The sequence below is a fragment of the Pseudomonas sp. LBUM1668 genome (assembly GCF_059695715.1).
The window spans coordinates 5,619,898-5,642,556 of record NZ_CP166787.1 but is presented as its reverse complement, the minus strand read 5'-3'; the positions used below and the strand labels follow the sequence as shown (position 1 = coordinate 5,642,556).

Sequence of the window (22,659 nt, the reverse complement as noted above, 5' to 3'; positions counted from 1 at the left end):
ACTGTCACACGTATTTGTTAGCGTCGATGCTTTTAGATCAGGGAGAAAGCGCCGATGAAGTTCGCACCGAAATTTCTGGCTGTCGCACTGACAGTGGGGATGGGCCTGGCCACTCAGGCCTTCGCTACCGACTTGAAACACTGGCCGGCCGATCAGGCCAAGGCGCTGGACGCGATGATTGCGGCCAACGCCAACAAAGGTAACTACGCGGTGTTCGACATGGACAACACCAGTTACCGCTACGACCTCGAAGAGTCCTTGTTGCCGTTCATGGAAAACAAGGGCCTGATCACCCGCGACAAACTCGACCCCTCCCTGAAACTGATGCCGTTCAAGGACACCGCCGACCACAAGGAAAGCCTGTTCAGTTACTACTATCGTCTCTGCGAAGTTGACGACATGGTCTGCTACCCGTGGGTGGCGCAGGTGTTCGCCGGCTTCACCCTCAAGGAACTCAAAGGCTACGTCGATGAGCTGATGGCTTCGGGCAAACCGGTGCCGGCCACGTATTACGAAGGCGATGTGGTCAAGAAACTCGACGTCAATCCGCCGAAGATCTTTACCGGCCAGCAAGAGCTGTACAACAAGCTGATGGAGAACGGCATCGAGGTCTACGTGATGACCGCCGCCTCTGAAGAACTGGTACGCATGGTCGCGGCGGATCCCAAGTACGGCTACAACGTCAAACCGCAAAACGTCATCGGCGTGAGTCTGCTGCTGAAGAACCGCGAAACCAATGAGCTGACCACTGCGCGTAAGCAAATCACTGCGGGCAAATACGACGAGAAGGCCAACCTTGGTCTGGAACTGACCCCATACCTGTGGACCCCGGCGACCTGGATGGCCGGCAAGCACGCAGCCATCCTGACCTACATCGATGAGTGGAAAAAACCGGTTTTGGTCGGCGGCGACACGCCCACCAGCGACGGCTACATGCTGTTCCACGATGTCGACGTGGCCAAGGGCGGTATTCACTTGTGGATCAACCGCAAGGACAAGTACATGACGCAAATCAACGGCATGATGGCCAAGCATGCGGCGGCGCAGGCCAAGGAAGGATTGCCGGTGACGGCGGACAAGAACTGGGTGATCGTCAAGCCTGAGGAAATTCAGTAATACCGAGTCGCTCCAATCGCTGGCAAGCCAGCTCCCACAGGTATCGGGGCGAACCACAAATTTGTGATCACACAGATCCCTGTGGGAGCGGGCTTGCCCGCGATGGGGCCGTCATGGTCACCGACTGAATCGGCCAGGCAAAAAAATGCCCCGCACTTTGGCGGGGCATTTTTGTTTTTGCTGTCGAGGCTTACAGCCCGTCGAGCATCGCCTTGTCACGCACAGCGCCTTTGTCGGCACTGGTTGCCAGCAGGGCGTAGGCCTTGAGGGCGGTGGTGACTTTGCGTGGACGGATTTCCACCGGTTTCCAGCCTTTCTTGTCCTGCTCGACCCGGCGTGCGGCCAGTTCTTCATCGCTGACCAACAGGTTGATCGAGCGATTTGGAATGTCGATCAGCACCTTGTCGCCATCCTGCACCAGGCCAATCGCACCGCCTGCCGCGGCTTCTGGCGAAGCGTGGCCGATGGACAGACCCGAAGTACCGCCGGAGAAACGGCCGTCGGTAAGCAGGGCGCACGCTTTGCCCAGTCCTTTGGATTTCAGGTACGAAGTCGGGTAGAGCATTTCCTGCATGCCCGGGCCACCTTTCGGGCCTTCGTAGCGAATGATGACGATGTCGCCTTCCTTCACTTCGTCGGCGAGGATGCCGCGTACGGCGCTGTCCTGGCTTTCGAAGATTTTCGCGTTGCCTTCAAAGACGTGGATCGACTCGTCGACGCCAGCGGTTTTCACCACGCAGCCATCGAGCGCGATGTTGCCGTAGAGCACGGCCAGGCCGCCTTCTTTCGAATAGGCGTGCTCGAAGCTACGGATGCAGCCGTTTTCACGGTCGTCATCGAGGCTTTCCCAACGCGTCGACTGGCTGAATGCAGTCTGGGTCGGGATGCCCGCCGGGCCCGCCTTGAAGAAGTGATGCACGGCTTCATCGGTGGTCTGGGTGATGTCCCACTTGGCGATGGCTTCTTCCATGCTGCGGCTGTGCACGGTCGGCAGGTCTGTGTGCAGCAGGCCGCCCCGGGCCAGCGAACCGAGGATGCTGAAGATGCCGCCGGCACGGTGCACATCTTCCATGTGGTACTTCTGGATGTTCGGCGCGACTTTGCACAGCTGCGGCACGATGCGCGACAGGCGATCAATGTCACGCAGGTCGAAAGCGATTTCGGCTTCTTGCGCGGCAGCCAGCAAATGCAGGATGGTGTTGGTCGAACCGCCCATGGCGATGTCGAGCATCATCGCGTTCTCGAACGCCTTGAAATTGGCGATGTTACGCGGCAATACCGACTCGTCGTCCTCTGTGTAGTAGCGCTTGCACAGCTCGACGATGGTGCGGCCGGCCTGCAGGAACAGTTGTTCGCGGTCGCTATGGGTAGCGAGGGTCGAACCGTTGCCCGGCAGTGCAAGACCAAGGGCTTCAGTCAGGCAGTTCATCGAGTTGGCGGTGAACATGCCGGAGCACGAGCCGCAGGTAGGGCAGGCGCTGCGCTCGTATTCAGCGACTTTCTCGTCAGAAGCGCTGGCGTCGGCGGCGATGACCATGGCATCGACGAGGTCGAGGCCGTGGGAGGCGAGTTTGGTCTTGCCGGCTTCCATCGGCCCGCCGGAAACGAAAATCACCGGAATGTTCAGGCGCAAGGCAGCCATCAACATGCCCGGGGTGATCTTGTCGCAGTTGGAGATGCAGACGATGGCGTCGGCGCAGTGGGCGTTGACCATGTACTCGACGGAGTCGGCGATGATCTCGCGACTCGGCAGCGAATAGAGCATGCCGTCGTGGCCCATGGCGATGCCGTCGTCCACGGCGATGGTGTTGAATTCCTTGGCCACGCCACCGGCGCGTTCGATTTCACGGGCGACCAACTGGCCCAGATCCTTCAGGTGCACATGGCCCGGTACGAACTGGGTGAATGAGTTGGCAATGGCGATGATCGGCTTTTTGAAGTCGTCATCTTTCATCCCGGTGGCGCGCCACAGTGCGCGGGCGCCGGCCATGTTGCGGCCGTGGGTGGATGTTTTCGAACGATAATCTGGCATGGAGCACTCCGGGCGGCTAATCACTTACTAATCAGGTGCAAAAGGGGAGAGAGCTTCTATTGACGTCTGGAACACTCAGAAATAGCCGTGTGTCCTGAAGTTGCCGATGACTTTGCGGGATCGCCGCTTGCCTCAGCCTGAGCTCATAAACCCGCCGGGGGATGAATGGCGATGAATCTGGCGATTCTACACCGCTGGCGTCTGGAGGGAATGGCGCAAAGCGTTGTTGCAGTGCCGACGGTGCCTGTTGCGTGACGATCGGCAGGATTAATCGCTGTCCGGCTGCACGATCGCGCTGGTCTGAAGGTTTTTTGCTCGACGGCTGATGCCTCTGTTCAATGCCAGTGCCACGCAACTGAGCAGCACGAAACTGTAGCCCAGCGTGAATTGCAGATTGGCAGGACTGAGGCTTATCAGCGCGCTGATCAATCCGCCGCAAATGAAAACGATGGTGCTGCCGGCCGAGGCGGAGGTGCCGGCGTTATCGGGAAACAGGCCCATGGCCCGAGAAGTAGCGGCCGGCCGGGAGATGGTAGTGCCAGCGGTACACATCAGCATTGGGATCAGCACAGCCATCGGGGTCAGCGCATGATTGGTCGCCAGATACAGCGTCAGCAGCCCCGACGACAGGATCAGACTCAGCCCGATAATGATCTGCCGGCCGGGCGTGATGCGTCGACTCAGCAAGGAGGCGATGATGCCGCCGGCAACATAGGCAACACCGTAAATCAGCAGAATCAGCGAAAAGTCATAAGGCGCAAGTTGCAATTGATCCATGAAGATCAGCGGCGAAATAACGATGAACGAGAAGTGGCAGGCGAAGGCAAACGCTGATATCAGCCAGTAGCTGACGAACTCGAAACTCCCCAGCACCCGTTGGTAAGACTGTATGAAACCCAGTCGTTCGCCGTTGCTGGCCGGACGAGTGTTATCCAGAAGCAACCAGGCTTTGACGAGTACCACTGTCGATAGCGCAATAAATACCCAGAAACTGCCGCGCCAGCCAAGGGTGGCCTGCAGAAAGGTGCCGGCCAGCGGTGAAACTGAAATGAATATCCCGCCTGCAGTGACCATCAGGATGCGCAGGCGATCGCGCTCTTCTCCCGCGAACAGATCCTGCACCAGCGCTTGGGACAGCACGAAACAGCCGCACCCCACTGCCTGCACAACCCGAAATATCAGAAACAGCGTGTAATCGCTGGTCATCACGCAACCAAGAGCGCCGAGTATCGACACGATCATGCCCGCGAGCAGCAAGCCCTTGCGCCCGATCACGTCGGACAGTGGCCCGATCAAGACCTGGGCAAACGCGATTCCCACGGCGAACAGACTGATCGACAGCGCAATGTCGCTCGGTGTGGTGCGAAAGTGCGTCGCCAGTGCCGGAAATGAAGGCAGCACAACATCCAGCGGAAACACGCCAAGCAGCACCATTGCCAATAAAAGGCTGACCGCGCCACGGCGTCGTTTGGCGTTTGCCACTGATTCTCTGTTATCCATCGATCAGACCTGCCTTGGCGAAGCGTTGCTGGTTGGTGGGCCAGGCAAAAAAACCGGCTTTTTTCAGTGCGTCCAGTGTGGCGGTGGCACCTGAGCGTGCGCGCAGTCGAGTGGCTTGCGGCGCCGTTACGCTGGCGATGATGTCGGTCACGGCACTGTCGGTGATGCCTGCTCCACGCAGGCTCTGTTGCAACCAGCGCTCGTCGGCTTCGAAGAACATCCCGATGATCTCCAACAGCGATCTGGAGGCGAAGGTTCGCTGGCGATTGTTCAAGGTCAGCCACAGGTAATGGAACACTTCGGCGAAGTAGCGGCTGTGGCGGGCTTCGTCGGCCAGATGATCGCGCAGCATCTCGTTGACGCTGGACACCAGACTGTTGCGACAGACATCCAGCAGCTCCCGGGCAATGATGGTTTCCGAGACGAAGCCGAGCAGAAACCAGACCAGTGGGCGGTTTTTCTCCGAAGTACGGGCGACCAGGGCGTTCATGCGCGTAATCCGCTTTGGCATCGCCGGACGTTCGATGATCCCGTAGAACCCGGCGATCTGATCGGCGAGACGATCGGAAAACAGCGCGTGATAGCCCTCGTCGGTATAGAGCTGCAGCGCGGCGTGCTTCATTGCTTGAGGCACATGAACCGGCAGTTCCCGGTGGATGATGACTTCTACCGCACGATTGACGATGCGGTGTTCGAGCAGGGTGGTGTAGTCGAGAAAGTGCACCAGATGATTGGCCGTCAGCCTATGCATAACATCACGCCCTGCTGCTTGAATGGCAGGATGCGACAGGTAGGGCAGGAAGTCCGATGGAAACCAGTAACGACTTTCCAATTGTTGCTGCACATCGTCCGGCAACTGATAGTCATGAGTGCTGGTGCGGACCGAGGCTCGGCTGTCCCAGTCTCCCAAGGTGAATTTGAGCGCCCAGGACGTCGGCGCTTCGCTCGGATCGGCGCTGAGGACGGTCATGCCTGGACCTCGCGCAACAGTTCGCGCATTTCCTGGCACATTGCCTGTCCATCGCTTTCCCCGCAGCCGACAAAGAATATTGGCTGTTCAGCGCTTCCCTCAAGTTTGAGGTGTGTTTCGACTTGCTCATCGGCAAACGCGCCGGTCAACCAGGTGTTCAGGCCCAGTGCCGTGGCAACCAGTTGAAAGGTTTGTGACAAGTGACCGGCCTCAACGAACGCCATGCGATAAGCGCGGGAGTGCCCATACTTCCACCAAAGCCGATCAAACCGCGCCGTGATGAACAATCCCAGCGGCAGGTTGTTGATGAAATGCTGGCCACCGAGCAACTGGCCCAGTGCCGATGACGGCAATGGATTGACTCGACTGATGGAGTGTTCGTCCGGGTGATAGGCATAAATCCCGGGCGACAGGTCGTCGACGTTCTGCACCAGCAGAAAACCTTCGCATGCGTTCAGGCCACCGCCGGAGGGACTGCTGCGCCGTGCGCAAAGGTCTTCGGCGATGCTGTCATCCCGATCGGTGTCGCGTTCGCGCAGGTAACCGAGAGTCAGGTAAAGCAAAGTGCTGACGTTATTGAGCGTCATCGCTGCACCGGTAAAGGAGCGACAGGTTTTTCGCTGGAGCAGCGCGTTAGCCAGGCTGTCGTCGCTCAATTCGTCCGGGTCGGGCAAACAGATATGTTGCTCAACCTCGTGTTGCGGACGGTTTTTGGCGGGCGACGGGGTGGCCAGCACTTCGTCGCAGTGCGCCAGGTATTGCCTGGACCACTCTTGAGTATTCTGTGGGGTGTATTCGCAGGGAATGTTTTGCGTGCCGATATGATAAATCTTCGACAGTTCATCCCAGCCCCAATGCAGGTTGTCTATTTTTGAAACGGTTAGAATGCCCGCGTTTAATAGTTGTGTGTCTATGATGTTGTGTGTGTCAAACAACTCGGGATCGTTTATTAGTTGGGCAAGGCGTGACGTATAATTCAGATCAAGAACATGTTGGGTGTGATCTTTGTAGTTCCAGACTATTTGTCCGGGTGAACGTGGCAATATAAATAAATAAGGATTGATATACATAGGGTTCATTTACTCTGGATAAAGTCGAAAGGACGCCGAGGGACCGGCGCTCCCCAGCGTCCCGACTTATTTAACGGGCTTTAGGCGCAACCAGAAAAGCCAGGTTTGCGATTTTGTTGGTTTCCAGAGAAATGTTTTTCATGATGTGAACTCCTTGTTCATTGATAGTTGAAGTCACCTCGTGGTGACAACTTCATAATAGTTTGTAATGGATTATTGGCAAGGGGATATTAAGTAGGAATATTCCAGTATTTTTGTCGGAGCGATCTTTAGCAGGTGATGAACTTTGTAGGGAAAGTTTCAATAATTAAAAGACGTGAGGAAACGTCCTGCACGTCAATCGGACGGCAGTGTAGGAAGTCGTGATAACAAAGGAAAAAATCGTTGAGAAGCCGTCAGGTTCAGGCGTAAAGCAAACGGGGAGCCATTAGGCTCCCCGTCATCCGCATTGATCAGCTGTTAGGCAGCAGGCGGCAGGTGATGCTCTTGATGTAGCGGGTTTCGGCGATGGCCGGGTGGACCGGGTGATCCGGGCCCTGACCGCCGCGCTCCAGCAACTGGATGTTGCGATCCAGGTGGCGGGCGCTGGTAAGCAGGATGTTCTGCAGATCGTCTTCCGGCAGGTGCATCGAGCACGAAGCACTGACCAGGATGCCGTCCTTGTTGAGCAGGCGCATGGCTTGCTCGTTCAGGCGACGGTACGCACCTTCGCCGTTCTTCATGTCTTTCTTGCGTTTGATGAACGCTGGCGGGTCGGCCACGATCACGTCGAAGCGTTCTTCGCTGGCCTTCAGTTCTTTCAAGGCTTCAAAGACATCGCCTTCGATGCAGGTCATCTTGTCGGCAAAGCCGTTCAGTGCAGCGTTGCGCTCGACACCATCAAGGGCGAAGGCCGAAGCATCGACGCAGAACACTTCGCTGGCGCCGAATGCGGCAGCCTGCACGCCCCACCCACCGATGTAGCTATAGAGGTCGAGTACACGTTTGCCTTTGGCGTATGGCGCCAGGCGTGCGCGGTTCATGCGGTGGTCATAGAACCAGCCGGTTTTCTGCCCCTGAATGACCGGCGCTTCGAACTTCACGCCGTTCTCTTCCAGTGCGACCCATTCCGGTACCAGACCGAACACGGTTTCGACGTAGCGGTTGAGGCCTTCGGCGTCACGCGCAGCGGAATCGTTCTTGAACAGAATGCCGCTTGGCTTGAGCACTTGGGTCAGTGCGGCGATCACGTCATCTTTATGCGCTTCCATGGTCGCCGAGGCGATCTGCACCACGAGGATGTCGCCAAAACGGTCAACGACCAGACCTGGCAGCAGGTCGGAGTCACCGTACACCAGACGGTAGAACGGCTTGTCGAACAGGCGATCGCGCAGCGACAGCGCTACGTTGAGGCGATGCACCAGCAGGGATTTGTCCAGTTGCACCTTGATGTCGCGGGACACCAGACGGGCGCAGATCAGGTTGTTCGGGCTCATCGCGACGATGCCCAGCGGCTTGCCGCCGGCAGCTTCGAGGATCGCTTGATCGCCGGCTTTGAAGCCGTGCAGTGGCGTGGCCGCCACATCGATTTCGTTGCTGTAGACCCACAAGTGGCCGTTGCGCAGGCGACGGTCGGCATTGGCTTTGAGGCGCAGGCTAGGCAGGGACATGACGTCGCTCCGGAAAAAAGAGCGGGAGTATAGCGTGTTGGGCCCGGTGATTGGCCCGCGAATGGACATATGGCCTGGGAGTCAATCCGGGCTGCTGTGGTAGTGAGACCTTCTGTGGCGAGGGGATTTATCCCCGATCGGCTGCGCAGCAGTCGCAAAACCAGATAACTCGGTTCCCTGATACAACTTGTAAGTCGATTCAGGGCAGCGCCGCCGCCCATCGGGGATGAATCCCCTCACCACAGAAACCCCTGTAGCCCTCCAGTATCAGGCCGACAGCGCGTCGATCAACTCACGACTAAACGCCGGAATATCATCCGGCTGACGACTGCTGATCAAGTGGCCGTCTCTGACCACTTCCTGATCGACCCAGTTGGCACCGGCATTCACCAGATCGTCTTTGAGCGTCTTGTAGCTGGTCATGGTCTTGCCATTGACCAACCCCGCCGAAATCAACAGCCATCCGCCATGGCAGATCACCGCAATCGGTTTGCCGGCCGAGGTGCCTGTCTTGACCAGGTGCTGGGCATCCTGGTCGATGCGGATGGTGTCGGAGTTCTGTACGCCGCCGGGCAATACGATGGCGTCATATTGCTCGCTGCTGGCGGCCTGGAAGGTCTGGTCGACCTTGAAGTCATCCGCCGGTTTGTCATGGTTCCAGCCTTTGACCGTGCCTTCTTCGGCCGAGAGGATATCGACCTGAGCGCCGGCCTGTTCGAGCGCTTGCTTGGGACCTGTCAATTCAACCTGTTCGAAACCATCGGTTACCAAAAAAGCGACGCGCTTGCCGTTGAGTTGAGTAGCCATCGATAAGCTCCTGAGTCTGTGGGAATTTGCCGCCCCGTGGGATCGAAGTGATCCGTTGGGCATTACAGAGTCCGAAGCCGGCGCTTGAATGAAAGTTCCTGACAATTGCCCACTGGTGTGTCGTCCTGCGGTTTTTAGAGGTTAGAATCGCCGCCTGTCCCAGAGTGTGTACTTATGTCCCAAGAGCTGACCGCCGAACAGATTCAACAATCCTTGCAAGGCATCAGCGTGCCCGCGCAGCCGCAGATCATGGTGGATCTGCAAATGGAGCAGTACATGCCTGACCCGGACCTGGAGGTGATCGCCAAGCTGATCGCCCAGGATCCGGGCTTGTCCGGCTCGCTGCTGAAAATCGTCAACTCGCCGTATTACGGTTTGAGCAACAAGATCACTTCGATCCAGCGTGCGGTGAACCTGTTGGGCAGTCGTTCGATCATCAACCTGATCAACGCGCAGTCGATCAAGGGCGAGATGAACGATGACACCATCGTCACGCTCAACCGTTTCTGGGACACCGCCCAGGATGTGGCGATGACGTGTCTGACCCTGGCCAAGCGCATTGGCACTCAGGCCGGCGACGAAGCCTACGCATTGGGTCTGTTCCACGATTGCGGCGTGCCGTTGATGCTGCAGCGCTTTCCCAATTACATGTCGGTTCTGGAAAAGGCCTACGCCCATGCCAGCGCCGAATGCCGGGTGGTGGACACCGAAAACAACGAGTTCAACACCAACCACGCCGTGGTCGGCTACTACACGGCCAAGTCCTGGCGCCTGCCGGAACACGTCAGTGCGGCAATCGCCAATCACCACAACGCGCTGGCGATATTCAGCGACGAGTCCTCGCGCAACAGTCAACTGAAGAACCTGTTGGCGATCCTCAAGATGGCCGAGCACATCTGCGCGTCCTATCGGGTACTGGGCAACCAGACCGAAGATTTCGAATGGAACGCGGTCGGCCCGCTGGTGCTTGATTACGTCGGCCTGTCGGAATACGACTTCGAAACCCTCAAACAAACGATCCGCGACTTAGGCGCGCATTGATTCGAGGACGCCATGCCTGAACTGCCGGAAGTCGAAACCACCCGCCGGGGCATTGCTCCGCATCTGGAAGGCCAGCGCGTCAGCCGAGTGATCGTGCGCGACCGCCGGCTGCGCTGGCCGATCCCTGAAGACCTCGATGTGCGCCTGTCGGGCCAGCGCATCGTGCTGGTGGAACGGCGGGCCAAGTATCTGCTGATCAACGCCGAAGTCGGCACGTTGATCAGCCATCTGGGCATGTCGGGTAATTTGCGCCTGGTCGAAGTCGGGTTGCCGGCGCTCAAGCATGAGCATGTCGATATCGAACTGGAATCCGGTCTGGCCCTGCGCTACACCGATCCACGGCGTTTCGGCGCGATGCTGTGGAGTTCCGACCCGCTCAATCACGAATTGTTGATTCGTCTCGGGCCGGAGCCGTTGACCGATCTGTTCGACGGCGAACGGCTGTTTAAGCTGTCTCGCGGACGCTCGATGGCGGTCAAGCCGTTCATCATGGACAACGCAGTGGTGGTCGGGGTCGGCAATATTTATGCGACCGAAGCGCTGTTCGCCGCGGGCATTGATCCGCGTCGTGAGGCCGGGGGCATTTCCCGGGGGCGTTATCTGAAACTGGCGATCGAGATCAAACGCATCCTTGCCGCCGCCATCGAGCGTGGCGGCACCACGTTGCGTGATTTCATCGGTGGCGACGGACAACCGGGGTATTTCCAGCAGGAGCTGTTTGTCTATGGCCGTGGTGGTGAACACTGCAAGGTCTGCGGCACCGGTCTGCGCGAAGTGAAGCTTGGCCAGCGCGCCAGCGTCTTTTGCCCGCGCTGTCAGAGCTGAGGCAAATCGTTCGAAAACATCCTACGGTCTATAGTGAGTTGTCTCACTGCCAAGCCCGAAGGATCGTGCCATGAAATCCCTGCAAGTCTTCTGTGCCGCACTGCTGCTGTGTTCCAGCCTGGCTGTACAGGCCACGGAAACCGGCAGCGGTGATCCGCGTTACACCATCCAGAACCCACCGGCCTACGCCATGCTTGGCGACTTGCTGATCGCCCGACCTTTGCTGGTGGTGGCGACGGTGATCGGTGCCGGAGCGTTTGTGGTGTCGTTGCCGTTTACCGCGCTGGGTGGCGGAATTGGCGATGCGGGGCAGGCGTTGGTGGTTGATCCGGCGCGAGCGGCGTTTGTGCGGTGTCTGGGGTGTATCGGGGAAGGGTTTGAGCAGCGCGAGTGAGCTGATCCGGATTTTGCTGTGTTGCCGATGGCCTCATCGCGGGCAAGCCCGCTCCCACAAGGTTTTGGTGTTCACACAATTTGTGTTCCACCACAGAACCCTGTGGGAGCGGGCTTGCCCGCGATGGCGTCGGTACAGGCGCTGAAAAATCAGGCCTTGCCAGTGATCAGGCGGTACTTCTCCATCAACTGTTCTTCAGTCTCCGGATGCGCTTCGTCCAGCGGAATGCAATCCACCGGGCAGACCTGCTGGCACTGCGGTTCGTCGTAGTGGCCGACGCACTGGGTGCACAGATTCGGGTCAATCACGTAGATCTCTTCGCCTTGGGAAATGGCGGCGTTCGGGCACTCGGGTTCGCAGACGTCGCAGTTGATGCAATCGTCGGTGATGATCAGGGACATGCTAACTCCAGCCGGGGCGGCAGGCCCGGGCGCTATAAACCAATGCGCGCAATTGTGCCGCATTGGCGCCCGGAGTGCACGCGGGTGCGATCAACTGCTGTATGTGGCTGCAATCAAAATCAAAAGATCGCAGCCTTCGGCAGCTCCTACTTTTTAAAGCGTAGGGTCAGGGCGTCAGCCACGGCCGGGTGGACGAACTTGCTGATATCGCCGCCCAGCGCGGCGATTTCCCGCACCAGCGTCGAGGAAATGAACGAGTAACGCTCGGACGGGGTGAGAAACAGGCTCTCGACATCCGGCGCCAACTGGCGGTTCATGTTGGCCAGCTGGAACTCGTATTCGAAGTCCGACACTGCCCGCAAACCACGCAGGAAGACATTGGCGTTCTGCTCTTTGGCGAAATGCGCCAGCAGCGTCGCGAAACCGACCACTTCCACGTTCGGCAGGTGTTTGGTGACCTCGCGAGCCAGTTCTACCCGTTGTTCCAGCGGGAACAGCGGGTTCTTCTTGGGGCTGGCGGCGACCGCAATGATCACGTGATCGAACAGGCGCGAGGCGCGTTCGACCAGATCGCCATGGCCCTTGGTAATAGGGTCGAAGGTACCTGGGTACAACACTCGGTTCATCGCGTCGTCCTGGCGGGAGTCCGTTGGGGAGTCGGATGGTATCGCAGCCGTCCCGGTCGGCCAAGTCGCCTGTTGGGTAAGAAAGCACTATAGACGATAGGAATATTCTGCTTTTTCACGGATTTTTCAGCCGTTCGGCGAGGGAAGTGGCCAATTGCGCAGTCAGACCGTACACCGACAATTGTGGATTTGCGCCAATGCTGGTGGGGAATAGCGAGCCGTCGTGAATCGACAGATTGCTCAGTTGATGATGGCGGCCAAGGCTGTCGGTGACTGCGGTTTTCGGATCTTCACCCATCGCGCAGCCGCCCATGACGTGGGCGCTGCCCAGCCGTGTGCGATACAACTCAAGGCTCAAGCCATCGATGAGGCTGCGCGCCTCGGCCAGCGTCTTCACATAACGCGCGTCGGCGTGCATTGGCATCACCGCTTTGGCACCGCCGGCAAACTGGATCTCGGCCATGTGGTGAAACGCGCGGCGCAAGCCTTCCCAGGTGTAAGGCGAAACTTGATAGTCGAGCACCGGCGAGCCGTCGCCGCGCAACTCGACATTGCCGCCCGGGCTGTCCGGGTGAAAACCGTCGCGCAATAACGCCAGCATCGCGTGTGTGTGCGGCAGATCGGCCATGTGCTGCGCGCTCTCCTGGCCAATTCCGCCCAGCAGCGTGGCCGCCAGCGCCGGGTGCAGCGGCGGCACTTCCAATTTGTAGCCTATCGGCCCGGTGACGCCGTCCTTCCATTGGAAGTGGTCGGAGTAGATCGATTGCGGTGCTCCGTAGAAAGGGTTGATCACCTCGTCGAAGCGTCCGGCGGACATGTTCACCAAGTGCAGAAAAGTACGTTTGCCCACTCGCTGATGCGGGTCCGGCGCATCGGAGCGCAGCAGCAGGGCCGGACTGTTGATACCACCGCCGGCCAATATGTAATGCCGGGCCTTGACGGTGATTTTGCGTCCGGTCGGTTCGACGCAGCGTTCATCCATGGCCACGCATTGCAGGCCGGTCACTTTGTCGCCGTTGATCAGCAGCTTTTCCGCGCGGGCCAGGTACAGCAGTTCGCCGCCCTTTTCCAGGGTCGCCGGAATGGTCGTGACCATCATCGATTGCTTGGCGTTGGTCGGGCAGCCCATACCGCAATAGCCGAGGTTCCAGCAGCCACGCACATTGCGCGGAATCACGTGCCAGCTGTAGCCGAGTTGCTCGCAGCCCTTGCGGATCACGTCGTTGTTGGGGTTCGGTGGAACCATCCACGGCGCGACGCCGAGGCGCTGTTCCATTTTTTCGAACCATGGCGCCATGTCGGCAGGGCTGTGGCCCCTGACGTTGTGCTCGGTGGCCCAGTGTTGGAGGGTTGGCTCTGGCGTGCGGAAGCTCGATGTCCAGTTGATCAGCGTCGTGCCGCCAACCGCGCGGCCTTGCAGGATGGTGATCGCACCGTCCTTGCTCATGCGGCCGATGCCTTCCTGATAGAGGCTGCTGTAGGCCTCGTCTTCAAGCATTTTGAAGTCGGAGCTGGTTTTCAGCGGGCCTTCTTCGATCAGCAGCACTTTATAGCCGGCGGCGCTGAGGATTTCCGCGGTGGTACCGCCACCCGCGCCGCTGCCGATGATCGCGACATCTGTTTCGAGGGTCAGATCGGCAGGCAACTGCGCGCCGTTGTAGGTTTTCCAGCCTCGGGCGAGGCCTTCGCGGAAGGGGTCGGGTACGGGCATGTTCGGGTTCTCTTATTTTTAGTGTTCTTGCGGGCCTCATCGCGAGCAGGCTCACTCCTACATTTGGAATGCGATCCCCTGTAGGAGTGAGCCTGCTCGCGATGGGGTCGACTCGATTTCAGACCGTGGGCGGGCCGGGATAACCGCAGTGCGCCCAGGATTCGCCGCGGCTGTACCAGGCCATCAGCACCATCTGCTGCAAAGAGCTATGACCCATACGCAACAGGCTCAACGAGCTGTTTTCCCAGCGATCGAGAAAGCTGCGCATCGCCTCGGGACTGGCATTTTCCCAGCTGCCCCAGATCCCGGTGAGAGGCCCGCGCGTCACGGTCATGCCCAGCACGTCGAACAGCTGTCGAGTGAGTTTGAGCATTTCCGGCGACAGGTGATCGAGGCTGTAGTCCAGCGACTTGAGCGTGCCAGCCACCGCGTCCGGCATCTTTTCGGGAGCCACGGCGCCGTCGAGCATTACCGGAACCAGTGCGCGCAGAAACAGCAGGTCGCCGTCGCGCAACGAGATGAAACCGTTGGCCGCGACGCTCGACGAGCAGCCGCTGAGGCTGGCGCCGAGTCCCGCGGTGGCGAGGAATGCCGTGGCGCCGAGGCTGAACTTCAGCAGGCCACGGCGCGACAAGGCAGGTGTATCGGTCAGGCTTGGGTGCATTGTTTTTATTACCCGGCGGCGATGACGAATGTTTAGCGGATGAACAGCTTCTGGATCAGTTTCTGAATCGATTTTCCATAAGGCGGGTAAATCAGTCGGGCGGCATTGAAGCGCTGTTTAATCAGCACGCCTTTGGCTTTGCTGAAGGTCAGGAACCCTTCGTGACCATGGTAATGGCCCATCCCCGAAGCGCCGATGCCGCCAAAGGGCATGTCGTCCTGCGCCACATGCAGCAACGTGTCGTTCAGGCACACGCCGCCGGAATGGGTTTCGTGCAGCACGCGGTTCTGTTCGCGTTTGTCGTAGCCGAAGTAGTAAAGAGCCAGAGGTCGAGGCCGCTGATTGATGTAAGCGAATGCCTGCTCCAGATCTCGATACGGCACGATTGGCAACAGCGGGCCGAAGATTTCATCCTGCATCACCGTCATTTCGTCGCTGACATTCAACAAAACACTGTGCGGCATGCGCCGGCCCTGACCCTGCTCGAACAGCGGAATCAGCAACGCGCCCTTGCTGGTGGCATCACTGACGTAGCTGTTGAGTCGGGCCAGTTGGCGTTCGTTGATGATTGCGGTGTAGTCCGGGTTGTCGGTGAGGGTCGGATAAAAACCCTGTACGGCCTGGCGATAGGCTTCGACGAAGCCACCGACCCGGTCTTCCGGCACCAGCACGTAATCGGGGGCGACACAGGTTTGCCCGGCGTTGAGGGTTTTGCCGAAGGCGATGCGCTCAGCGGCATCCTTGAGCGGCACATCACGGGAAACGATGGCCGGGGATTTGCCGCCCAGTTCCAGCGTGACGGGGGTGAGATTTTCTGCGGCGGCGCGCATCACGTGCTTGCCGATGCTGGTGGCGCCAGTGAACAGCAGGTGATCGAAGCGCAGACGGGAAAACGCCACGCCGATGTCAGCTTCGCCAAGCACCACACAGACCAGATCTTCGGGGAAGATTCGCGCCAGCAGCTCCTTGAGCAACAGGCCAGTGGCGGGGGTCGACTCGCTGAGTTTGAGCATCACTCGGTTGCCCGCCGCCAACGCGCCGACAAGTGGGCCGATGGCCAGATACAGCGGGTAATTCCACGGCACGATGACGCCGATCACGCCCAGTGGCTGGTAAACAACTTTCGCCGAGGCTGGCTGGAAAGCCATGCCGACCTTGCGCCGCGAAGGCTTCATCCAGCCATTGAGGTGACGGCTGGCGTAGTGAATGCCATGCAGGCTTGGCATCAATTCGGCAAGCAGCGTTTCATCGGCGCTGCGATGGCTGAAATCGGCACTGATTGCCTCGATCAAGGCCTGACGCTCGTTGCTGAGCAAATCGCGCAGGGCCTTGAGCCATTGCTGACGCTGGGCAGCAGGTGGCATCGGATTGGCGGCGTACGCGGCCCGTTGCGCATCGAACTGCCGATCAAGTGCTTGCAGTGGCTCTTGTAGCGTTTGCAGGTAGGCAATATCGGCAGTCATTGTTGGCTCCGGATTTTATTGTAATGAGGCACTTTTTAGAGTCTATGCTCTATAAAGTCAAATGACTTCCATGCACAGCAGTGTTTTATCCATTTCCGGTTAGGTCGTAAGATGCCCCTCAACGCACTCTGAATTAAAGCCCAAGCCATGGCCCCACGAATAAAAACCAGCGAGCGTATCGTGCTGAACAGCCTCGAACTGTTCAATCAGCAGGGCGAGCGCAGCATCAGCACCAATCACATTGCTGCCCACATGGAGATTTCTCCGGGCAATCTCTACTACCACTTCCCCAACAAGCAGGCGATCATCGCCGTGTTGTTCAGTGAGTACGAGAGCCTTGTCGACAGCTTCCTGCGCCCGCCGCAGGGGCGCGCCGCGACGGTGGAAGACAAGCGCTTCTATCTCAAGGAGCTGCTCTCGGCGATGTGGCGATACCGCTTTCTGCACCGCGACCTCGAGCATCTGCTCGACAGCGATCCGGAGCTGGCCGCGCGCTATCGGCGTTTTTCCCAGCGCTGCTTGATCCAGGGCGGGGCGATCTACGAAGGTTTTGTTGCCGCCGGGATCCTCGACATGGACCGCGTGCAGATCGAATCCCTGACCCTCAATGCCTGGATCATCCTGACGTCCTGGGTGCGTTTTTTGTGCACCACCCGGGAAAACTCCAACCACCTCAGCGAGCAAGCCATCAAGCGTGGCGTGTACCAGGTGCTGGTACTGGAGGCCGGGTTTGTCACCGAACAGGCACGTGAAGAGGTCAATGCGTTGTTCGAGGAATTCTACGTGCCGCTGGCCCAGGCCCTCGATGACGTGAAGTAAACCGTTTCGTTGAATTCACAGGAGCCCGTTATGCCGATTGCGCAACTGATCAGCCCCAACGCACTGGATGCCCGCAAGGAGCAGTCGGGGCTGGTGATTCTCGATTGTCGTTTTGCCCTCGAAGACCCGGATTACGGTCAGCGCAGCTACGCCGAAGGGCACATTGCCGGGGCGAGTTTCGCTGATCTGGAGCGTGACCTCAGCGGCAAAGTGGTCAAAGGCGTGACCGGACGTCATCCTTTGCCCGAGCCGACAGCGCTGGTCGAGCGCCTGCAAGCCTGGGGCATCAATGCCGACAGCGACGTGGTTTTGTATGACGACGGCCCCGGTGCCTACGCGGCGCGCGCATGGTGGTTGCTGGCATGGCTGGGCAAGCGCGACGGCGTGTTCATTCTCGATGGCGGGCTCAAGGCCTGGCATGCGGCGGGTCTGCCGCTGAGTCTGGATGCGCCGACGCTAACGCCTGGTCATTTCAGCGGTCAGCCGGACATGAGCCTGCTGCTCAATGCCGAGCAATTGCAGCAACGCCTCGGTCAACCCACGTTGACCCTGATCGATGCGCGGGCCTTGCCGCGTTTCAAGGGCGAAGTGGAACCGATCGACCCGATTGCCGGACACATCCCCGGCGCACAATGCGCGGCGTTTACCGACAACCTGGGCAGTGATGGGCGCTTCCTGCCGGCCGATCAGCTCAAACAGCGCTTTGCCGCGAAGCTTGGCGAGCGTTCACCGTCCGAACTGGTCGCCTATTGCGGCTCAGGCGTGACGGCGTGTCACAACCTGTTTGCGCTGTGTCTGGCGGGGTATCCGTTGGGTTCGCTGTATGCCGGGTCGTGGAGCGAGTGGATCAACGAGCCTTCGCGCGGTATCGCCACTGGCGAATAACCCCCCTTTTGGGAGCGAGCCTGCTGGCGATGGCGTCAGGTAAGAGTATCGCCCTGATCGTTCAAGCCGTCAGGCGTGCCAGCCATTGCGGGATGCGACGTTCGAGGTAGTAGCCCGGCTGACGCAATGAGCCGTCGACGAAACCGACATGTCCGCCTTTGGGCTGCAATTCGAATTGCGTGCAGGCAGACAACTCTTCAACGCTCGGCAAGCTGTGCGGGAAGACGAAAGGATCGTCCGCTGCCTGAATGATTAGGGTCGGCGTACGAATCTCACCGAGAAAATAGCGGCTGGATGCACGGCGGTAGTAATCGTGCGCATCGGTAAATCCGTGCAGCGGCGCCGTCACCCGGCCATCGAAATCCCAGAACGTGCGCATGTTTTCCAGTGAGCCGAGCGCGGCCAGCTCCGCCAGGCTGTCCTCGCGGCCATCGTGCTGAAACTGCCGTTGCTTGTTCTTGATGTAGCCGACCATCTCACGCATGAAATGCGCCTGATAGATCTTCGAAAAACCCTGGCCGATACGGTCGGCGCATTGATCGAGCCGAAACGGTACCGACACCGCCACGGCACCGAGTACGCCGCTGGCGCTGCCGGTTTCGCCAAGATGCTTGAGCAAGACATTGCCGCCCAGGGAATAACCGACGGCATACAGCGGCGCCAGCGGTCGCTTGGCGCGCAGGTGCCGAATGGCTTCGGCGAGGTCTTCGCTGGCACCGGAGTGATAGCTGCGCGATAGCAGATTCGGCTCGCCCGAACAGCCACGCCAGTTCAGCGCGACACTGGCCCAGCCTTGAGCGCCCAGCACTTTTTGCAGGCCGGCGACATAAGGCGAATTGGACGAACCGGTCAGGCCGTGCAACACCAGCACCAATGGCGCATCGGCGGTGTGCGGGCCATGCCAGTCCAGATCGAGGAAGTCGCCATCTGCAAGCCACAAGCGTTCACGTTCGCGGTCCAGGTGGGTGGTTTTTCGCCACAGCGGCCCCCACAAGGTTTGCAAGTGCGGGTTGCCGAGACCGAAGGCGGGCGTAAAGCGGAAATCGGGACCGATGGGAGGGGTAAATGCGCGCACGGCAAATCTCGTAAGAATGATGCATGAAACGGCAGGCGCGCTGTTGCGACTGCCAAATTCAATGAAAACCTAACTTGCCACAAAGCTCGTGTCTGCGCGACACGTGTTCCGGGTCTAACCGTCGTCTGACGCCATGACAGGTCGCGCAAGCCTTATTAGTCAGCCATTACCAGCGGATCCCCGATTTATTGCGCGGCAGGCTCGGCAATGGGGGCCGGCAATGGCTTTTGCGGCACGGTCGGGCCAGCGGTCACGATGACCATTTCATCCAGACTCAGGTGCTTGTTCATCGCGGCTTTGACTTGCTCGACCGTTAAACTCTGGATCTGCCGAATGAAGTCCTCATCTTCGCTCAAAGACCCGTTTCGGAATCCAATGCCGGCGAGTTTGTTGACAATGCTGGCATTGCTGGCAGCGGACCGCAGGAGCCTTCCTGTCCGTTCGCGCTTGACCTCGGCGAGTTCTTTCTCGGTTGGGCCGTTTTCCAGGAAGCTGGCGATCACGTCCTTCACCAGTTGCAGCGTAGCCTCGCTAACGTCGGCGCGTGTTTTCAATTCGATCAAGAACCGACCGCGCACCTGCAACAGTTCCAGCGATGACCTTACATCGTAAGTCAGACCACGCCTCTCACGTACCTCGGTGGTCAATCGACTACCTGGACCACTGCCAAGTATCCAGTTGCCCATCACCACCGCAGCATAGTCCGGATCGTCGCGCTCGACGCCCAGCTGCGAGAGACGCAGGATGGTCTGTTTGGTTGGAAACTCGAGGTGGACGGTGCTGGCCTCGTGTTGAACAGGTTGTTCAATTTTTGTCAGAGCCGGGCCGTTTGGCAATGAGGAAGAAACTTGTGCTGCAATCGCTTCGGCGTCCTCGCGGGAGAGGTCGCCCACTAGCGCAATCACCACATTACCCGCAGCGTAAGCTTTCTCATGAAACGCCTTGATTTGCGATCGTGTGATCGCAGCAACGGATTGCGCAGTACCGTATTTGGATGTCGTGTAGGGGTGATTGCCATATACACGTTTGAGAAGTTCTGCGTTGGCCTGTGCGTCAGGGTTCTGTTTGAAGTAGTTGACGCGAGCGAGTACCTGATCCTTGATGTGCAGAACCGCATCGTCCGGGAAAGTCGGTTTTCCTGTGAGTTCTGCAAACATTGCCAGGACGGGTTCGCGTTTATCCAGCGCGCTCAGGCTGCGAAGCGAGGCAACGGCTGTGTCGTTTTCAACGCCGTTTTTGAACGAAGCACCCACGCTTTCAAAAACGTCAGCGATTTGGCCAGCATCCTTATCCGCCACTCCTTCGTTGAGTAAGCCGTTAGTCAGTATCGCCAAGCCGCCAGCATCGCCATCACGGCTACTGCCTGCGGCGAAGGTCAGCTTCAGGTCGAACATTGGCAGTTCGGGAGCCGCGAGAAACATCACCTTGGCGCCTTCGACAGTGTTCCAGGTCTGCACGTCGAGCGTGCGACTGCTCGGGACTTTTCCTTCGAGTTCCGCCAATGACTGCAATGTACGGTCGGGACTGGAGTTGTCGCCGGGAGTGATTTCAGGTGTGGTTGGAACAGTAGTTTCAGAGGTACTTTCAGATTTTGCGTGCATAGGTAGCACGTGCCCGATACTAAGGCGCTGGCGAGTGAAATAAGTGCGCGCGGCCTGCTGGATGTCTTGCGGCGTTACGCTCTGCAAGGCGAGCAGATCGGATTCCATGAACGTCCAGGAACGTCCGATACCTTCTTGTACACCGATGGCTTGGGCCTGGCTGGTAATCGAGTCTCGCTGGAAGGTCTCCCGCGCAATTATTTGCGCGCTCACCCGTTCAATCTCAGTCGTGGACGGGGGGGTAGTTTTCAGCTCATCGAGCAGCCTCCACAAGCCGGCTTCGACTTGTGCCACAGTTCTGTTTTTCAGAACGTTCGGCGTAACCGTCAGGGTGAACAGGCTGTCGCCACGGCTATTAGCGTCGTAGCTGACGGATCCGGAGGAAATCAACTCTTCGCCACGAACCAGTTGGCTCTGAATACGGCTGCTGAGTCCAAGGGAGAGAAGGTCTAAGATCAGGCGCAATGCGGTGACCGCGCGCTTGTCTTGAGCGGTGACGATACTCGGAACGTTGAAGCCCAGTATCAGGCTTGGAAATTGGGTCTGCACGTGCAGGGTGAGCTGACGTTCGCCAGGTTCGGCAAGCTCCAAGGGGATTTTCGCTGGCGGCACGTTGCGTCGGGCAATCGGACCGAAGTAACGCTGGGCCAGGGTTTTGACTTCATCCAGCGTCACGTCGCCGACCACAACCAATATGGCATTGTTGGGCATGTACCAGGATTGATACCAGCCACGCAGATCTTCGACCGTCATACGGTCAAGGTCAGCCATCCAGCCGATAGTCGGCGTGTGGTATCCACTGGCCGGGTAGGCCATGGCCGCGAAAAGTTCGTAGGCCTTGGCGAACGGAACATCGTCAGTACTCAAACGACGTTCTTCCTTGACGACTTCGATCTCGCGGGCGAACACGTCTGCCTGCAGACGCAGGCCGGCCATGCGGTCTGCTTCCAGTTCCAGAGCCACGCCCAGATGGTCGCGCGCCAGTACCTGGTGATAAACGGTGAAGTCGGCGTCGGTATATGCGTTTGCTTCTGCGCCAAGGTTGCGCAGTATCTGCGAAGCTTCGTCTGGGCCGAGTGTCTTGCTGCCCTTGAACATCATGTGCTCCAGGACGTGGGACAAGCCTGTCTGCCCCGGCGCTTCGTAGCTTGAGCCGACTTTATACCAAACCTGGGAGGCTACTACCGGCGAACGATGATCTTCGCGCACGACGACCTTCAAACCATTGTCGAGTGTGAATACATGAGTTGCCTTGGAGGGTGATTCAGTTGTTACATTCATCCGTGAATAGTCCGTAATGTTTAAGCGAGTTATTTCGCTTAGACACAATGAACTGCAAATGGAAGTTCGCGTTAATCTTCATGTATTACTATTTGAGTGAGCTTGATGTGATGTCCGGCCGGGCTGGGAATTAACCTGTCCGGATATACCTTGAAGAAATGTTGCAGAGCCTCGTTGTTGCAGTGAGTAATAAGCCCGTGCGGTAGGTGGAGGGTCGATGGTGGCGATTAAATAACAGGCGGAGTAATGCTGTATTGGATGGTTTGAAAGTCGGACTGCTAGTTGTATGAGTTTTATAGTTTGCGACGGTAATAGGTGAAAGTTGATTCCCTTAAAACAAGGAGCCTGATACTTCAAATTCAACGATGCGGGGTGTGTTGAGTGTTAGGCAGGCGATCTATTACACCTGCATACGAATGGTATATCCGCCGAAATTCTTGCTGGGTCCGAGCGTTCGGCCCAGTAGATTTTCGGCGGATTCTTGCGCCTGTGTCGACGCTTTATTTCTCGACAGGGTAAGAGCGCCCGACGCTTGCCCGTTCACGGGTAAGGAACGTCTTCGCGGCACGCTGAATATCAGCAGGGGTCAGCTCTCTCAGCGGCGGAACGTCAAGGTCCATTAATTGCCATGGGCAACCATTGGTGACCAGCCGGGCGATGGTCTTTGATTGCCCCTTCAAGCTATCGTTGAACCAAACTGAATAACGCGAACTTCGAAGTGTTGCTGTT

At 58.4% G+C, this 22,659-nt stretch carries 19 protein-coding genes and 1 pseudogene; 6 read left to right on the top strand and 14 right to left on the bottom strand.

The window, feature by feature from the left end:
- Positions 1-54: 54 nt before the first annotated feature.
- Positions 55-1,116 (top strand): HAD family hydrolase, encoded by a 1,062-nt coding sequence (locus ACA061_RS25465; RefSeq protein WP_210553449.1) that lies wholly within the window; start codon positions 55-57, stop codon positions 1,114-1,116.
- Positions 1,117-1,306: 190 nt separating this feature from the next.
- On the opposite strand, the gene ilvD is transcribed toward ACA061_RS25465, so the two are convergent.
- The 6 genes from ilvD to ACA061_RS25435 form a co-directional block, all read right to left on the bottom strand.
- On the bottom strand, positions 1,307-3,148 hold the full coding sequence (gene ilvD / locus ACA061_RS25460; RefSeq protein WP_497300248.1) for a dihydroxy-acid dehydratase: 1,842 nt from the start codon (positions 3,146-3,148) through the stop codon (positions 1,307-1,309).
- A 267-nt stretch (positions 3,149-3,415) separates the two neighbouring features.
- Positions 3,416-4,648 carry an MFS transporter gene (locus tag ACA061_RS25455; protein WP_497300247.1) on the bottom strand — a complete coding sequence of 411 codons (1,233 nt, stop codon included), beginning with the start codon at positions 4,646-4,648 and terminating at the stop codon, positions 3,416-3,418.
- Positions 4,641-5,618, bottom strand: coding sequence for a diiron oxygenase (locus tag ACA061_RS25450; RefSeq protein ID WP_210553452.1), 978 nt, complete (start codon positions 5,616-5,618; stop codon positions 4,641-4,643). Before ACA061_RS25450 ends, ACA061_RS25455 begins: the two co-directional genes overlap by 8 nt.
- The gene (locus ACA061_RS25445) at positions 5,615-6,688 is read right to left on the bottom strand and encodes a SagB family peptide dehydrogenase (protein ID WP_210553453.1); all 1,074 of its coding nucleotides are present in this window, start codon (positions 6,686-6,688) and stop codon (positions 5,615-5,617) included. The genes ACA061_RS25450 and ACA061_RS25445 overlap by 4 nt, the downstream gene beginning before the upstream one ends.
- Before the next feature lie 452 nt (positions 6,689-7,140).
- Entirely contained in the window at positions 7,141-8,337 is a 1,197-nt protein-coding gene (locus ACA061_RS25440) for a class I SAM-dependent rRNA methyltransferase (protein ID WP_150593576.1), read from the bottom strand.
- A 267-nt stretch (positions 8,338-8,604) separates the two neighbouring features.
- Complete coding sequence (locus ACA061_RS25435; RefSeq protein ID WP_150602003.1) at positions 8,605-9,144, bottom strand: type 1 glutamine amidotransferase domain-containing protein; 540 nt, start codon at positions 9,142-9,144, stop codon at positions 8,605-8,607.
- Positions 9,145-9,372: 228 nt separating this feature from the next.
- Between ACA061_RS25435 and ACA061_RS25430 the strand changes: the two genes are divergently transcribed.
- The 3 genes from ACA061_RS25430 (at position 9,373) to ACA061_RS25420 (ending at position 11,404) form a co-directional block, all read left to right on the top strand.
- Entirely contained in the window at positions 9,373-10,185 is an 813-nt protein-coding gene (locus ACA061_RS25430; protein ID WP_191626406.1) for an HDOD domain-containing protein, read from the top strand.
- A gap of 12 nt (positions 10,186-10,197) precedes the next feature.
- Positions 10,198-11,010 (top strand): bifunctional DNA-formamidopyrimidine glycosylase/DNA-(apurinic or apyrimidinic site) lyase, encoded by an 813-nt coding sequence (gene mutM, locus ACA061_RS25425; protein WP_210553454.1) that lies wholly within the window; start codon positions 10,198-10,200, stop codon positions 11,008-11,010.
- Positions 11,011-11,080: 70 nt separating this feature from the next.
- Positions 11,081-11,404, top strand: a complete 324-nt coding sequence (locus ACA061_RS25420) for a multidrug transporter (protein ID WP_150617855.1) — start codon at positions 11,081-11,083, stop codon at positions 11,402-11,404.
- Positions 11,405-11,553: 149 nt separating this feature from the next.
- On the opposite strand, the gene ACA061_RS25415 is transcribed toward ACA061_RS25420, so the two are convergent.
- From ACA061_RS25415 to ACA061_RS25395, 5 genes are all read right to left on the bottom strand, one after another.
- Positions 11,554-11,805: a YfhL family 4Fe-4S dicluster ferredoxin gene (locus tag ACA061_RS25415; RefSeq protein WP_003213796.1), complete on the bottom strand. Its 252-nt coding sequence runs from the start codon at positions 11,803-11,805 to the stop codon at positions 11,554-11,556.
- A gap of 146 nt (positions 11,806-11,951) precedes the next feature.
- Positions 11,952-12,431: a pantetheine-phosphate adenylyltransferase gene (gene coaD / locus ACA061_RS25410; RefSeq protein ID WP_150593581.1), complete on the bottom strand. Its 480-nt coding sequence runs from the start codon at positions 12,429-12,431 to the stop codon at positions 11,952-11,954.
- Between the two features lie 115 nt (positions 12,432-12,546).
- Positions 12,547-14,142 (bottom strand): GMC family oxidoreductase, encoded by a 1,596-nt coding sequence (locus ACA061_RS25405; RefSeq protein WP_497300246.1) that lies wholly within the window; start codon positions 14,140-14,142, stop codon positions 12,547-12,549.
- Between the two features lie 118 nt (positions 14,143-14,260).
- Positions 14,261-14,806 carry a twin-arginine translocation pathway signal protein gene (locus tag ACA061_RS25400; RefSeq protein ID WP_150617852.1) on the bottom strand — a complete coding sequence of 182 codons (546 nt, stop codon included), beginning with the start codon at positions 14,804-14,806 and terminating at the stop codon, positions 14,261-14,263.
- Between the two features lie 32 nt (positions 14,807-14,838).
- A complete protein-coding gene (locus ACA061_RS25395; protein ID WP_210553457.1) occupies positions 14,839-16,269 on the bottom strand; it encodes a coniferyl aldehyde dehydrogenase in 1,431 nt (476 codons plus the stop codon).
- Positions 16,270-16,416: 147 nt separating this feature from the next.
- On the opposite strand from ACA061_RS25395, the gene ACA061_RS25390 reads away from it, so the two are divergent.
- Both ACA061_RS25390 and ACA061_RS25385 read left to right on the top strand, forming a co-directional pair.
- Entirely contained in the window at positions 16,417-17,088 is a 672-nt protein-coding gene (locus ACA061_RS25390) for a TetR/AcrR family transcriptional regulator (RefSeq protein WP_042561566.1), read from the top strand.
- Between the two features lie 30 nt (positions 17,089-17,118).
- Positions 17,119-17,973 carry a sulfurtransferase gene (locus ACA061_RS25385; RefSeq protein WP_497300245.1) on the top strand — a complete coding sequence of 285 codons (855 nt, stop codon included), beginning with the start codon at positions 17,119-17,121 and terminating at the stop codon, positions 17,971-17,973.
- 61 nt (positions 17,974-18,034) lie between these two features.
- On the opposite strand, the gene ACA061_RS25380 is transcribed toward ACA061_RS25385, so the two are convergent.
- The 3 genes and pseudogenes from ACA061_RS25380 to ACA061_RS25370 all read right to left on the bottom strand — a co-directional run.
- Positions 18,035-19,048, bottom strand: coding sequence for a hydrolase (locus ACA061_RS25380; RefSeq protein WP_497300244.1), 1,014 nt, complete (start codon positions 19,046-19,048; stop codon positions 18,035-18,037).
- A gap of 185 nt (positions 19,049-19,233) precedes the next feature.
- A complete protein-coding gene (locus ACA061_RS25375; RefSeq protein ID WP_497301996.1) occupies positions 19,234-20,649 on the bottom strand; it encodes a M16 family metallopeptidase in 1,416 nt (471 codons plus the stop codon).
- Positions 20,632-21,930: pseudogene (locus ACA061_RS25370) on the bottom strand (M16 family metallopeptidase); the annotation flags it as partial. The pseudogene ACA061_RS25370 and the gene ACA061_RS25375, both read right to left, overlap by 18 nt.
- Between the last annotated feature and the right edge of the window lie 729 nt (positions 21,931-22,659).

Bases quoted from the DNA above. Each gene is read 5' to 3' on its own strand.
- ACA061_RS25465 (WP_210553449.1), top strand. From the start codon at position 55: ATGAAGTTCGCACCGAAATTTCTGGCTGTCGCACTGACAGTGGGGATG.
- ilvD (WP_497300248.1), bottom strand. From the start codon at position 3,148: ATGCCAGATTATCGTTCGAAAACATCCACCCACGGCCGCAACATGGCC.
- ACA061_RS25455 (WP_497300247.1), bottom strand. From the start codon at position 4,648: ATGGATAACAGAGAATCAGTGGCAAACGCCAAACGACGCCGTGGCGCG.
- ACA061_RS25450 (WP_210553452.1), bottom strand. From the start codon at position 5,618: ATGACCGTCCTCAGCGCCGATCCGAGCGAAGCGCCGACGTCCTGGGCG.
- ACA061_RS25445 (WP_210553453.1), bottom strand. From the start codon at position 6,688: ATGTATATCAATCCTTATTTATTTATATTGCCACGTTCACCCGGACAA.
- ACA061_RS25440 (WP_150593576.1), bottom strand. From the start codon at position 8,337: ATGTCCCTGCCTAGCCTGCGCCTCAAAGCCAATGCCGACCGTCGCCTG.
- ACA061_RS25435 (WP_150602003.1), bottom strand. From the start codon at position 9,144: ATGGCTACTCAACTCAACGGCAAGCGCGTCGCTTTTTTGGTAACCGAT.
- mutM (WP_210553454.1), top strand. From the start codon at position 10,198: ATGCCTGAACTGCCGGAAGTCGAAACCACCCGCCGGGGCATTGCTCCG.
- ACA061_RS25420 (WP_150617855.1), top strand. From the start codon at position 11,081: ATGAAATCCCTGCAAGTCTTCTGTGCCGCACTGCTGCTGTGTTCCAGC.
- ACA061_RS25415 (WP_003213796.1), bottom strand. From the start codon at position 11,805: ATGTCCCTGATCATCACCGACGATTGCATCAACTGCGACGTCTGCGAA.
- coaD (WP_150593581.1), bottom strand. From the start codon at position 12,431: ATGAACCGAGTGTTGTACCCAGGTACCTTCGACCCTATTACCAAGGGC.
- ACA061_RS25405 (WP_497300246.1), bottom strand. From the start codon at position 14,142: ATGCCCGTACCCGACCCCTTCCGCGAAGGCCTCGCCCGAGGCTGGAAA.
- ACA061_RS25400 (WP_150617852.1), bottom strand. From the start codon at position 14,806: ATGCACCCAAGCCTGACCGATACACCTGCCTTGTCGCGCCGTGGCCTG.
- ACA061_RS25395 (WP_210553457.1), bottom strand. From the start codon at position 16,269: ATGACTGCCGATATTGCCTACCTGCAAACGCTACAAGAGCCACTGCAA.
- ACA061_RS25390 (WP_042561566.1), top strand. From the start codon at position 16,417: ATGGCCCCACGAATAAAAACCAGCGAGCGTATCGTGCTGAACAGCCTC.
- ACA061_RS25385 (WP_497300245.1), top strand. From the start codon at position 17,119: ATGCCGATTGCGCAACTGATCAGCCCCAACGCACTGGATGCCCGCAAG.
- ACA061_RS25375 (WP_497301996.1), bottom strand. From the start codon at position 20,649: ATGCACGCAAAATCTGAAAGTACCTCTGAAACTACTGTTCCAACCACA.